Genomic DNA, 13,735 nt, shown 5'->3' with positions numbered 1-13,735 from the left:
CATGAGGTTACAAGATAAAGTTATCATCGTTACAGGAAGTACTACCGGTATAGGTAAAGCCATCGCCTTGCGCTGTGCCAGGGAAGGGGCCAGAATAGTGGTGCACGGACTCGAAGATGATTGGGGCCAAAGTGTGGTCAATAGCATTGGCAGGGAGGCAGCGGTATTGCACGTTGAGGATCTTCAACAGGAGGGCTGTGCAGAAAGGTTGGTAGACCTGGCCAAAAAAACGTTTGGAAGACTGGATGCCGTGGTAAATAACGCAGCCTGGGTGGTCTCATCAGATTTTCAGTCTGTGGACAAATCTTTTCTTCAAAAGGTTCTTACAATCAACTCCATTGCCCCATTTTTGCTGATCAAAGCCGCTTTGCCGGATCTGGAGGCCAATAAAGGAAATGTACTCAATATTGGATCTGTCAACGCCTGGAGCGGAGAGCCCAATCTTTTGGCTTACAGCATGTCCAAGGGGGCATTGATGACCATGACCCGAAACCTCGGCGATAGCCTTTTCAGGGATTATGGGGTCAGGGTAAACCAGATAAACCCGGGCTGGGTCCTGACTGAGACTGAGAAAGAAAGGAAGAAAGGTCATGGGCTTTCAGACAATTGGTACGAGAGCCTACCCGATATGTATGCACCGGCAGGTAGAATCATCGCTCCGGAGGAAATCGCTGCCGGTGCAGTTTTCTGGCTCTCCGATGAATGCGGCCCTGTAAGTGGGCAGGTGATGGAGCTGGAGCAATATCCACTTATCGGTAGAAATGCACCAAAAGATACCAGTACAATTAAATAAAAAAACAAAATATGCCGAAAATTGCAGCATTTCCCAAGGCCTACATGCAGGCCCTTTGTAAGGATGGAACCATGAAAGTGGAAGAGTGGATCCGCCTCGCTTCCCGTCTGGATATAGATGGACTGGAGTGGTATGCAGGGTTTCTGGAAATGGAAGATGCATCCAATTGGCCGAAATTCCGAAAAATGGTAGAAGATGTGGGAAAAGAGATTCCCATGATGTGCTGTTCACCGGATTTTACACATCCGGACAAAAAATTTCGCGAAAACGAAATTAAAAAGCAGCAGCACTGGATCGAGATGACCCATGCCCTGGGAGGAAAGTATTGCCGGGTACTATCAGGACAAAAAAGACCCGAATTGAGCATTACAGAAGGGGTGAAGCTTGCTTCTGATTCCATCATGGCCTGCATCCCTTATGCCCGGGAGCGTGGCATCACGCTGATTCTGGAAAATCACTATAAAGATGACTTCTGGGAATATCCTGAATTTGCACAGAAAATGGACGTTTTCTCCCAGCTAGTTGACAGTATTCAACATCCCAATTTTGGAGTAAACTACGATCCAAGCAATACCTTTCTGGCTGGAGAAGACCCACTTGAACTCTTGAGAAGGGTTTCTAACCGGGTAGTGACGATGCATGCCAGCGACCGCTACCTCAAGTACGGCACCATCGAAGACCTGCAGAAGGAAGAAGGTGGTGCCGTCGGCTATGCCAAAAGGTTGAGCCATGGAGAAATTGGAAAGGGGCTGAATGATTACGATGCCATCTTTACCGAATTGAAGCGTGTGGGCTTTGACGGATGGATCAGCATAGAGGATGGGGTAGATGGAATGGACCAGTTGGAAAGGAGCGTTTCGTTTTTAAAAAAGAAAATAGCTGTTTACTGGCCTTGAATCTCCTGATTCGGTGATCCTTGTTTCTTTTTAAAAATGAACCAATTCGCTGAATGGTGCTGACGGTGCATGTCTGATGTAAAATCCCCATTCTGGGTGGTTTCGCCGAATAAGAAAGTAACCATCGGTTTTTATAAATAGTAAAAAAATATCATTATGGAAGCAGAATTGCTAGTCGATAGCCAATGTATACTGGCCGAAAGTCCTACCTGGCACCCAAAAGAGAAATGTTTTATGTGGGTGGACATTGAAAAAGGCCAGCTATTCCGGTGTGAACCCAATACGAAAACCATTAAAAAATGGAGTTTTCCGCACCGGCTATCCCTGGTGATGCCTGATTTGAATGAGAATTATCTGCTCGCCCTGGATGCGAAACTGGCCAGATTTGTTCCGGAGGCCGATGAGCTCACATGGCTCGGCGAGGTTGAATCCGGCAAGGAAGAAATCCGCTTCAACGACGGATCCTGTGATGCAAAAGGCCGCTTGTGGATTGGTACCATGAGTACCAGATTTACCAAAAACTCCGGAGCACTTTATTGTGTAGACCTGGATCTGCAGATCAGAAAAAAGATAGATTTGGTGAGCATTTCAAATGGAATATGCTGGTCGCTGGATCAGAGGACCATGTACTATATTGATAGCCCGACACGAAAAATACAGGCCTATGACTTCGACGCAGAAACCGGCTTTATCAGCTACCGGAAAGTAGTAGTGACCATTCCGGAGGAAATCGGCACTCCCGACGGCATGTGTATGGACCAAAACGGCAGGTTATGGGTGGCTCATTATGGCGGGTTTGGCGTTTACCAGTGGGATCCCGAAACAGGCCTCCAATTGGACAAGATAGATATTCCGGCTCCGAATGTTACTTCCTGTGCTTTTGTCGGAGAAAATAAAGATGCACTGCTTATCACAACGGCAAGAGAAAACATGACGGAAGATATGATTGAAAAATACCCTCAAAGCGGCGGTGTTTTTCTATGCAGAATGCCGGTAAAAGGTGCCGAAGTCTATAGTGCGCGTTTTTAAGACTACTTCACTTCCTGATGCGTCTCTGATCCAGAGGATCTGTATCTACCCCGGTAGGCTCCAACCCTCCCGGTAGGAGTGACGGATATATTCCGCAACGGTTTCTGCTGCGTTTAATTCGGCAAACTGGCTGTTGAAGCGAGGTTTTCCATCGATACGGGTGAAGCCATCGGATACTTTGACCCTTATCTGATCAGAGGCAGAGATATTGGTAAACTGCATGCTGGCGCCATCCCAATGCAAGGTTTTATGGAGACTTTGCAGTCTGATAGCCAGTACCCCCAATAGCACCATTTCGTTGAATGGTCCGGCATAATTAAAATTGGCGGAAGAAGGTGTACGGCTTTCGGGAGATTCCTTGCAGGCCCGGATCCAATCCTGCTCATGGGGTCCGTCCTTATAGCCTTTAGCCTCAGGAATACGCCTTAGCCGGGGACTGACGGCTGGTTCTCTCCCCGACAACAATCTTCGGCCAACTCCACCCGAGCCACAGTAGAGCGTATCCTTGCTCCCTACAAAAATACAACCTCCAAGCCCATCGGCCATCAGGTCCACTCCCGCCGGTAATCCTTCCGGACGGTAGGGGAGTAGTCCTCCGTCATACCAATATACGTCTACCTGCGGCAGGTTCACCTTTTCAAGTGCACTTCGTGCAGGAAAGCGAAACCTTACTTTTTCAGATTGAGGCGCACTGTCGATATTCATGGGAGAAGAACTGCCTTCAATCTGGGTAGGGTAGCCTAGATTGAGCGCAGTATAGACCGGATCAAGCACATGACAGGCCATGTCTCCAAATGCGCCTGTACCAAAGTCCCACCAACCCCTCCAGTTCCAGGGCGTATAGACTTCATGAAATGGGCGGTAGGGGGCCGGGCCCAGGAAGAGGTCCCAATTCAGGCCTTCGGGAATTGACATTTTCGTTTGGGGCCTTTCCAGGCCCTGCGGCCAGATAGGCCGGTCCGTCCAGGCATGTACTTCTCTTACTTCTCCGATTTCGCCATTCTGGATCCATTCTATCACTTCCCTGGCATCAATTCCTGAATTCCCCTGATTGCCCATCTGGGTAGCTACTTGGTGTTCTGCGGCAAGCCTGGTCAGTAACCTGGACTCGTAAATAGAGTGAGTAAGTGGTTTTTGGCAGTAAACATGTTTGTCAAGCTGCAATGCTGTAGCGGCAATCATCGCGTGGGTATGATCCGGAGTAGCTACCATCACGGCATCTATGTCCTTACCCATTCTGTCAAACATCTCTCGCCAGTCTTCAAATTTTTTGGCCTGGGGAAAGTCATTGAAACAAGGCTGCGCATAAACGCGGTCCACGTCGCACAGTGCCACAATATTTTCTGACCTCATCGCATTCAGGTTGGGGCGCCCCTTGCCTCCCACACCTATGCCAGCTATATTCAGTTTATCACTGGGAGCAACGTGGCCCAATCCACTTACCACATGCGAGGGGACAATAAATATGCTGCTGGCAACAAGTGCGCTTTTTTTCAAAAAACTCCTTCTTTGGTTATTTTTCATGCATTTGTAATTTTAGTCTAAAACCGGAAGCCCTCACCAGGTAACGCGGGGACTTTGGGTATCAGCGTTTCGTAAACAAGTATAGCTATCTCCGACTCATGGTCGGCCTATCGCCAAGGGAGCGATAGCGTAGATCCTGTACCACATGTTATATACTTCATTTTGAGGTCCTGTTATGAATTGAAGAAAATTTGATATGTCAGCCCGGAACAACATCGACACATTCCACCCAGTGCCTCGCTTTTCGTCCGGTAAAATGATGTATCTGGTGCCTGCAACTGAACCCACAGGCGGCCAGGCTGTCTCCGGGAGGTGTTGCTGATACGGCCGGAAACAGTATTTCATTCCCTATTTTCTCCGATAGTTCATAATGTTCCTTTTCGTAACCGAAAGACCCTGCCATGCCACAACATCCGGAGGGTATTTCTGAAAAAGTACCGGGGTCTAGCAGGGATTTTTTCATTGCCTGCGTACCATATATGGCTTTCTGATGACAATGGCCGTGTACCCGTAGAGCCCCCGATTTGGATTTAAACCGAACCTGCAGTTTGCCTTTTTCCATCTCCCTGAATAGAAAAATATCGATCATCATGACCTGTTTTTTGAGTTTTTGGGCCAGCGTCTCGTCTTCCAGTAGGTCAGGAAAATCATCATTCAGCGCTGAGGCACAGCTAGGCTCACAAACTATGATATCCAGCCCCTGATCCATCAAGGAGGCCAAACGCTCCAAAACGGGCTTGCCGTCTCCGAGGGCTTCCCGCAGGAATCCATGCGATATTTTGGGCCGCTGGCAACAGCCCACGTTGGCCAGTAACACTTCATAGCCACAATCATTCAGCAACTTTAAAGCTGACTTTCCCACCTCAGGCTCATGGTAGTTCAGGTAGGTATCAGCAAACAATACCACCTTCTTTTCCCCTCTAAAGGAATTGTGCTTTTCAAACCACCTGTAAAAAGGCTCTGAGGCGTATGTGGGAAGGCTGCGCCTTTGGTCAATGCCGGCGATTTTCTCCAGGCCATTCCGGAAAAGGCTTGTAGACTGGAGGGTATTGATTGTTCTGGCCAGGAAACCTGAAAGGTTTCTGGCTACAGCCGGAGCATTTTTGATCATTTTATCACGGAGCCGGGCACCATGTTGGTCAAAATAGATTTGCATGACATCACTTTTCATCTTTGCCATGTCCACATTGCTCGGGCATTCAGATTTACAGGCTTTGCAACTCAGGCAAAGGGAAAGGGTTTCCTGAAGTCTTTCGCTGGCCAGACCGTTTCCATTTAATTGTCCGGACATGGCCATTCTGAGCGCATTAGCACGTCCGCGTGTGGAATGCTCTTCATCCCTGGTAGCCTTGAAACTCGGGCACATGGTGCCTCCTATCAGTTTCCGGCATTCGCCCACACCAGTACACATGTGCACCGATTCCTGAAAGCTTTGTTCTGCCTTATACCGGAACGTGGTATTTATGTTCTGGTCTCTATATTCGGTGCCGTACCGTAAATTCTCCTCAATGCTCTGGGCTTCCACGATCTTTCCGGGATTCATCAGGTTATCCGGATCAAAAAGCCGCTTTACCTCGATAAATGCCCGATAAAGCTCCGAACCAAAAAACCGCTCATTGAACGCACTCCTCACCAATCCGTCTCCATGCTCCCCACTCCAGGAGCCGCCATATTCCATGACCAGATTAAAGGTGTCTTCCGCAATGGCTTTGAGTCGCTCGATATCGGTTTGCTGGCGCAAATCCAGGATAGGGCGCACATGAATGACCCCCACGCTTACGTGGGCATACATGGCCACTTCTGTCCCATGTTTTTTACATATCTGCAGCGTACGGTCTATGTATGTTTTCAGGTGTTCGGTAGGAATACCGGCATCTTCAATAAATGGCAGGGGTTTCTTTTTACCCTTGATCCCCAACATCAGTCCGAGGCCTTTTTTTCTAACCACCCAAACATCCTCATACTCCGGTCCCTGGGGAAACAAGGGATATGCATATCCCAGACCCTGGTGCTGTAAGTCCTTGATCATGGCCGTGGGCCGATCCATTACATCGGCCAGGCTTTCTCCATAAAATTCTACAATCAAAATGGCTTCCGGATTGCCGCTGATGAAGTGGCAGTGCCTGCTCGTGGTAAGGTTTTCCCTGCTCAGGTCTACCACAATTTTGTCCAGAATCTCCACTGCAGAAGGCTTGTACCTGAGTATGGGCGTAACGGCCCCTACTGCATCCAGCACGGCGTCAAAATGGACGATACAGACCGATTTAAACCTAGGTAGCGGTTCCAGATTTAAAGTCACTTCGAGGGTAGTGGCCAGCGTTCCTTCGCTACCGGTGATCAATTTGGCCAGGTTCCACTGATCGGTATATACAAATTCATCCAGGTTGTATCCGCCGACCCGGCGCATCACTTTTGGGTATTTTTCTTTGATCAGTTGCTGATTTCGGTCGATGATCTGCTTGAAGGCAGAAAATATTTCTCCTTCTCTAGATGGGCGGGAAGCTATTTGCCCATAAGTTTCCGGGTTAGTGTTTTTCAGGTGTAGAATGGTTCCATCGGCAAGCAGGACTTTTGCCGCAATGACATGATCTACCGTTTTTCCATAGACGATACTTTTTGTACCGGAGGAATTGTTGCCTACCATACCACCTATGTTGGCCCGGCTGGAAGTAGCTGGATCTACCGGAAAATGCAAGCCCATTGGGGCCAGTTCATCATTCAGCACATCGCGAACTTTACCTGGTTGTACCCGCACCCAACCCTCTGTCTGATTGATTTCAAGAGTTTGGTTCATGTATTTGGAAAAATCCAGGATGATAGATCTGCCTACAGTCTGGCCCGCCAGGCTGGTGCCTCCCCCTCTTGGTAAAATACTAAGCTTGTTTTCTCTAGCCCAGTTTACCGATTTGATCACATCGTCTTCACCTCTGGGAAGCACTACCGCCAGAGGGAGAATCTGGTATATGCTGGCATCGGTAGCATACATGCCCAGTGAATAAGAATCGGTCAGTACTTCACCTGTTATCTGGCTCTCCAGCCAGGATACATTCAGACTGGAATTTTGGTTGGAAACTTGCATGAATGGTTTATTGTCAATTTATCCAAAGATATTATTTTTTGTGGATTGTTTGCCCTGGCAAAGTTTTTTATCCCTGCCAATCGGGCTTTTGACGTAAAAATTGTTTGAAGTTGAAAAGACATATCGTATTTTGGGGCTTATTCATCTAAAAGAGGGTATTTGACCCACAAAGAGCTCAAAACAATGATCAGTAAAAAAGATAACCGCCGAAAATTTTTAAAGTCCACAGGCACTGCTGTAATCGGCAGTTCTTTATTGCCTTTGGGATTTAACATGCAAGCTGCTTACGGGGCACGCCGTGAACCCCTGAAAGTTGGATTGATTGGATGTGGAGGCCGGGGTACAGGTGCTGCGGCACAGGCGCTGAAGGCTGATAAAGACGCTGTATTGACCTGTATGGGAGACATTTTTTCAGACTATCTTGAGGAATCTTTACAATCCCTGAAAAAAATCAATCCGGAGCAAGTCAAAGTTGACGGAGCCCATAAATTTGTAGGATTTGATGCCTATCAGCAGGTGCTGGATGCAGGGGTAGATGTGGTGATTCTGACCACTCCTCCGGCTTTCAGGCCGGCACATTTCAAGGCAGCAGTAGATGCCGGCAAACACGTGTTTTGTGAGAAACCTGTAGCGGTAGATGCACCTGGTGTGCGCAGTGTTCTGGCTTCTGCCAAAAAGGCAAAAGAGAAAGGGCTGTCTGTAGTGTCGGGATTTACGTTCAGGTACGACTTTCCAAAAAGAGCCTTGTTTAGTCGTCTGCAGGAAGGCGCAATCGGAGACATCACTACGGTCTTTACGGCCAGAAATGGTGGAGGACTTTGGTACAAACCCAGACAGGACAATTGGACCGAGATGGAATACCAGTTGCGAAATTGGTATTACTATGACTGGTTATCAGGAGATTATATTGTAGAAATGATGGTGCACAGTCTGGATATGATGTCCTGGGCCTTGGGAGATCGCCTGCCGTTGAGGGCAACAGGCACCGGTGGGCGTCAATCCCGGACGGAAGAGCAATGGGGCAATATCTACGATCACTTTGCCATAGAATACGAATACGAAAATAATATCAAGGGCGTACATTTCAGCAGGCAACAAAAAGGTTGCTCCAATACCAATAAGGTGGATATTGCCGGAACATCAGGTTTTGCCTCGGTAGACATAGGCAAAAGAGTACATGCTACCATGGGCGAGGATAGATGGGATTACAAAGGAGAGTACAACAATCCTTATGAAACCCAGCATGAAGAACTTTTTGCATCCATTCGGGCCGGGCAGCCGATGAACGAGGGGGAATTGATGGCCAATAGCACGATGCTGGCCATCCTCGGACGCATGGTGGGCTATAGCGGGCAGACCATTACCTGGGAAGAAGCCATGAATAGCGATCATAAGCTTGGGCCCGCAGCACAGGATTACCGGTGGGACCTGGTGGTAGACGTCCCTCCCGCAGCCGTGCCAGGTGTGACAAAGGTGGTATAAATGAACCCAGAACCCGATATAAAAAACTTATGTGGATAGCCCTAAAATCAAGTGCGCTTTTGCTGTTTAGTTTATTTTCAGCCGGTGCGCTTTTTGCTCAGAATTACTTATTTGACTTTGGGAAAGAGCAGGATTTAAATGCCCTGATACAGGGAAAGGAAAGCAGCGAAGCAGCCCTAAAATGGTATGATGTCAACACAGGTGAAGAAACCTGGAGATTTGAAGGGGAGGAATTGGTATGTGAAGGGTTGCCTATCGGCGTCATCCGGTCTGAAAAGCAATATGAAAATTTTATCATGTATGTAGAATGGAAGCACATGCAGGCCGGAGGCAACTCCGGTACTTTTGTCTGGTCTAGCGCAGTACCGGGAGATAATCGCCTGCCTGACGGCGTAGAAGTACAAATGCTTGAGCTGGATTGGGTCAATCAAAATAAAAATGATAAAGGCGAATTGCCACCGATTGCCTACGTACACGGAGAGCTATTTGGAGTGGGAGGAGTAGAAACCGTTCCCGACAATCCCCGTGGGACAAGAAGCAAATCTATAGAAAACCGCTGCCTGGGAAAAGGCGAGTGGAATACTTACGTGGTCGTTTGTGTAGATGGTGTCATCAAACTGTCTGTAAATGGAAGATTCGTGAATGGAATCAGCCAATCCAGCCAGAAGAAAGGATACATCTGCCTGGAATCTGAGGGAGCACCCATACATTTTCGAAACCTCACGGTCACGCCATTACCACCCGGGGTCACCTCTCCCGAACAGATCGCTCCACTATTGCCCACTCCATAAACAACATTAGAAAGCAATTATGGTAAACGATTTATCTAAATTTCATGCGCTCCTGACAAAACTTTTTGAATGGCCAAAAACAAAAAATGAATGGGAAAAATACAGGCTCAGCAAAGAGCAAGTTGACTTTTTTAAGGTAAATGGTTATTTGTCTCATATCAAACTTCTGGAACACTGGCAGGTCGAGCAACTGAATGAAGAACTGACTGCGCTCACAGATCCGGACCATCCGGGCAACGAGCTTTTTTACGAGTTCAAATCCAATGAATCTACAGATCCGGATACAGTTCTGTTTCATTCATTGGGTCACTGGCGGATCAAGGAAGGGTTTCATGATATTCTATGGAATCCGGCTTTTGTCATGGCCGCCAGCCAATTGCTGGAAGACAAGTCTGTGAGGTTCTGGCATGACCAGTTGTTTTGCAAGCCGGCCAGACATGGAGGAGTGGTGGCCTGGCATCAGGATTACTCCTACTGGACCCGGTCTGTGCCCATGCAGCACCTGACATGCTGGGTAGGCCTTGATGATGCTGATACAGAAAACGGTTGCATGTATTATGTACCCAAAAGCCACCAATGGGGCTTGTTGGAAAAACCAGAGCTGGCGGGAAACATGGAAGGCTTAATGAATTACCTCAGCGAAGACCAAAAAATGGAATTCAAACCCATTCCCATTGAGATGGAAAAAGGATATGGTACTTTTCACCATCCATTGATGGTCCATGGTTCTTTTGAAAACAAATCAGAAAGGTCCAGGCGGGCATTTGTGCTGAATGTATTTGCTGATGGTACCCAATCCAACACCAGGGAAGAATTGCTGGCCGGCGTACCTGTTTTCCCTCCCGGACAGAAGTTAGAGGGTCAGTTTTTTCCACTTTTGCTGGATAGAGAAAAAATCTCTTTCTGACAGGAGCAGTTGACGAATTTGCAAATGAAAACAGACAAGCTATTCCGGATATTTTTTTTTGTGATGGTATTGCTTTTTGTGGCCGGGATAGGCATCTTCTTCTGGAGGTCGCCGACAGAAAGTTTGAATGGCTTTGAAGTACCTGAAGGATTTTTGGTAGAAAATGCTGTTCAACCTGGCTTGGTAAAGTACCCCATGTTTGCAGTATTTGACGATACCGGCCGACTGTTTGTGATGGAATCAAGTGGTGCGACAGAAAGTACCAGTGATATATTGAATCGTCCAGATTTTCGCATTTTGCTGCTGGAAGATAAGGATGCTGACGGTATTTTTGATCATCGTACGGTTTATGCAGATAGTTTGCCATTTCCTATGGGTGGTGTCTATCTGGACGGAAGCTTGATCGTTACAGCGGCTCCGGACCTGTTGAAGTTTACAGATAGAGATGGCGATGGGAGGGCCGAGGAAAAGGAAGTACTGCTTTCCGGCTGGACGCTAAACCACAACGCTGCCATCCTTAGCGGTCCATTTCTGGGGCCGGACGGCTGGCTATACATGGCCGACGCCAGGAGGGGATTTGATATTTTAAGTAAAGAATTTGTACATTTTGAGGGCAAGGGAGCTAGAATCTGGCGCTGTCTGCCAAATGGTAGCCAGCTCCAGTCATTTGCCGGAGGTGGATTTGACAACGCCGTGGAGCTTGCTTTTATGCCTTCTGGCGAGGTGCTGGGTACAATGACCTACTTCACGGATCCGCAGGGTGGTTTTCGGGATGCTCTAATGCATTGGGTTGAAGGCGGGGTCTATCCCAAGCCACACCCTGTAATCGACGAGGACCAGTTGGTCAGGACTGGGGAGCTGATGCCCGTCATGCATAAAATGGCACGGGTATCTCCATCTGGTCTGATGCGCTACCAGGGCGGGTCATGGGGGGACGACTACGAGGGAGATCTCTTCCATGCTGAATTCAATACCGGAAGGGTTGTCCAGACAAAACTCACTGCTGCGGGAGCCAGTTTTGATACGGAAAGTATACATTTTTTAACTTCAAGTCTTGCTGATTTTCATCCTACGGATGTGCTGCAGGAACCCGATGGCAATCTTTTGCTCCTGAATACCGGTGGATGGTTCATTGCAGGCTGCCCCCTGAGCCGTACAGCAAAACCCGAGGCCGGCGGAGGAATCTACCGGATCAAAAAGCGATCTTTGAACAATCAGCAGGATGACCCTTGGGGGAACAAAATACCCTGGGATAAACTGGAAATGGGTCAACTGGCAGCACTCTTGGGTGACCCGCGTGTCAAAGTACGGGAAAAATCGGGAGAAAAATTGCTTAAGGAGCCGTTGATGGCTATTCCTTATTTGAATCAGGTGATGCAAGAGCACCCTGACGAGCAGGTACGGGCAAAGGCTGTTTTTTTATTGTTTAGAACTCAGAATCCCCGGGCCTGGAACCAAATGGAAAAGGGCTTGGATGACGAAAGCGATCTTGTAAAAGCTGCTGCTGCCCGGGTTTTGGGCATGGCGGAAGTAAACACTGCCGTGGATAAACTACTGGCTGTTTTGGGGGACAATCCCTCACTGCCCCTGGCCAGGCAGGTTGCTACGGCATTGGGACAAATAGCCAGTCCGAGGGCTACAGAACCTTTGCTTCGGGCACTGGAAAGGCATCCCGGCGATAGGTATTTCGAACATGCAGTTATTTTTGCGTTGATCCAAATGAAAAATGAAGATCTATTGCTGGATGTATTGGACTCCAAGAAATTCAGCAGGGCAGCATTGATCGCCCTAGATCAAAAAGGCTCCGAAATGCTGGCAGAACAGCACATTTACCCTTTGCTGCTAGCTGATGATAGCTTGCAGCAGCAAACTGCGGTCTGGATCCTGAAAAACCATCCGGAATGGGAACAATCCTTTATAAGGCTGATGATGGATACTCTGGCGGGCAATGAAGGGGGAAAAAAAGTCATCAGCACTGCATTTCCAGAATTTGTCAATCGACCTTTGGTTCAGGAATTTCTCGCCGGTCAATTGGAAACAGGCTTGGAAGGAAAAAATTTCATGCTCATTGAGCAATTGCGTAGCCATCCACCAAAGGAGCTGTATCCACCTTTAAAGGAAAGCCTCCTGAAGTCTCTCGAAAAGGGTGATTCTGATGTCCGGGAATCGGTCGTAAAGCTCATTTCAAACTTTAATGACGCCTATTTCAAAGCTGCTCTGTCCGATCTGGTCAGATCAGATAGCGCTGACGTTTCTCTGAGACTACAGGCCTATCAGTCGTTGATCGCAATGGGAGAAGAAATATCAGCAGCGGAATTTCAATGGATTGCCAACCGATTTCTGAGCGAGAAACAATTGAAGTCCAGACAGTTGATAGCCGGTATGATCCGAAACCTAAACCTTTCCGGCCCGAAGTTGGATTGGTTTGTCCGGGACTTTTTTCCGCAGGTTCCGGATACGCATATTTATTATTTGCTGGAAAGCCTGCCTGCAATCAGCGATCAGTGTCTTCTGGATGATCTGGAGCAACAATTATTGCACAGGAAGGCCATCTGGGACAAGCTCTCTATAAGTCAAATCACCGAAATATTTCAGGGTAAGGGAGAACTGTTATTGGACAGCATCGCACATCAGCAGGAGGGAAGGCTGGCCCATCTGGAGCAGGTTTCCATGCAGCTTTTACCCGGAGATGTGGAGCGCGGTAGAGAAGTGTTTTTTGGAAAAGGCGCCTGCGGCAGCTGCCACGCTGTAGCCGGTGAGGGAGGAGGCTTTGCACCCGACCTCACCAATATAGGTGAGATACGTAGCCGCCATGATATTCTGGAGGCCATTATCTATCCTGATGCAAGCTTTGCCAGAGAGTACGAAAGCATGACTTTGAAGACGAGAAATCAAAGTTATACCGGCATTGTGAAGGGCGTAGCTGACGGAACTTATACTTTGGCAGTAGGGCCGGAATCGAGCCTGAAAATAGAGGAGCAAAACCTCACGGAAATAAATCCTGCCAGCCAATCCCTCATGCCGGCAGGTTTGGAGAAAGGGCTGAGCAGGCAGGAGTTGAGTGACCTGATTTTTTATCTTGAATCCTTGCCTGAGGGCTTGTACCAACGCTAGCATCAGGTGCGGACAGGAGCTGTGGCTGATCTGCAAAAAAGGAATGGACATGCGACATTTTTTTTACAGGAAAGAAATGGCCCGAATTTCTCTCGATTTGGAGAAAAATTTCTAAATTGA

General features: G+C 48.0%; 9 protein-coding genes. 7 read left to right on the top strand and 2 right to left on the bottom strand.

Features of this window, described 5'->3' with window-relative positions; translation table 11 throughout:
- Nucleotide 1: 1 nt before the first annotated feature.
- The 3 genes from BUB19_RS06015 to BUB19_RS06005 all read left to right on the top strand — a co-directional run bounded on the left by BUB19_RS06015 (nucleotide 2) and on the right by BUB19_RS06005 (nucleotide 2,718).
- Nucleotides 2–793: an SDR family NAD(P)-dependent oxidoreductase gene (locus tag BUB19_RS06015; RefSeq protein WP_073093801.1), complete on the top strand. Its 792-nt coding sequence runs from the start codon at nucleotides 2–4 to the stop codon at nucleotides 791–793.
- A gap of 11 nt (nucleotides 794–804) precedes the next feature.
- Nucleotides 805–1,689, top strand: a complete 885-nt coding sequence (locus BUB19_RS06010) for a sugar phosphate isomerase/epimerase family protein (RefSeq protein ID WP_073093622.1) — start codon at nucleotides 805–807, stop codon at nucleotides 1,687–1,689.
- Between the two features lie 156 nt (nucleotides 1,690–1,845).
- A complete protein-coding gene (locus BUB19_RS06005; protein ID WP_073093617.1) occupies nucleotides 1,846–2,718 on the top strand; it encodes an SMP-30/gluconolactonase/LRE family protein in 873 nt (290 codons plus the stop codon).
- Between the two features lie 45 nt (nucleotides 2,719–2,763).
- Here BUB19_RS06005 and BUB19_RS06000 read toward each other — a convergent pair whose 3' ends face one another.
- A complete protein-coding gene (locus BUB19_RS06000; protein WP_073093613.1) occupies nucleotides 2,764–4,242 on the bottom strand; it encodes a Gfo/Idh/MocA family protein in 1,479 nt (492 codons plus the stop codon).
- A 199-nt stretch (nucleotides 4,243–4,441) separates the two neighbouring features.
- Nucleotides 4,442–7,321 (bottom strand): FAD-binding and (Fe-S)-binding domain-containing protein, encoded by a 2,880-nt coding sequence (locus tag BUB19_RS05995; RefSeq protein WP_073093611.1) that lies wholly within the window; start codon nucleotides 7,319–7,321, stop codon nucleotides 4,442–4,444.
- A 183-nt stretch (nucleotides 7,322–7,504) separates the two neighbouring features.
- On the opposite strand from BUB19_RS05995, the gene BUB19_RS05990 reads away from it, so the two are divergent.
- From BUB19_RS05990 to BUB19_RS05975, 4 genes are read left to right on the top strand one after another with little or no spacing between them, the layout of a single operon-like run.
- Nucleotides 7,505–8,803 carry a Gfo/Idh/MocA family protein gene (locus BUB19_RS05990; protein ID WP_073093609.1) on the top strand — a complete coding sequence of 433 codons (1,299 nt, stop codon included), beginning with the start codon at nucleotides 7,505–7,507 and terminating at the stop codon, nucleotides 8,801–8,803.
- A gap of 29 nt (nucleotides 8,804–8,832) precedes the next feature.
- Complete coding sequence (locus BUB19_RS05985; RefSeq protein ID WP_073093607.1) at nucleotides 8,833–9,594, top strand: 3-keto-disaccharide hydrolase; 762 nt, start codon at nucleotides 8,833–8,835, stop codon at nucleotides 9,592–9,594.
- 19 nt (nucleotides 9,595–9,613) lie between these two features.
- Nucleotides 9,614–10,501, top strand: a complete 888-nt coding sequence (locus BUB19_RS05980; RefSeq protein ID WP_073093605.1) for a phytanoyl-CoA dioxygenase family protein — start codon at nucleotides 9,614–9,616, stop codon at nucleotides 10,499–10,501.
- Nucleotides 10,502–10,525: 24 nt separating this feature from the next.
- Entirely contained in the window at nucleotides 10,526–13,615 is a 3,090-nt protein-coding gene (locus tag BUB19_RS05975; protein WP_073093603.1) for a PVC-type heme-binding CxxCH protein, read from the top strand.
- Nucleotides 13,616–13,735 lie beyond the last annotated feature (120 nt).

The organism is Cyclobacterium lianum (assembly GCF_900143075.1).
In the GTDB taxonomy this organism is placed as follows: domain Bacteria; phylum Bacteroidota; class Bacteroidia; order Cytophagales; family Cyclobacteriaceae; genus Cyclobacterium; species Cyclobacterium lianum.
This window is presented reverse-complemented; position numbering and strand designations above follow the sequence as displayed.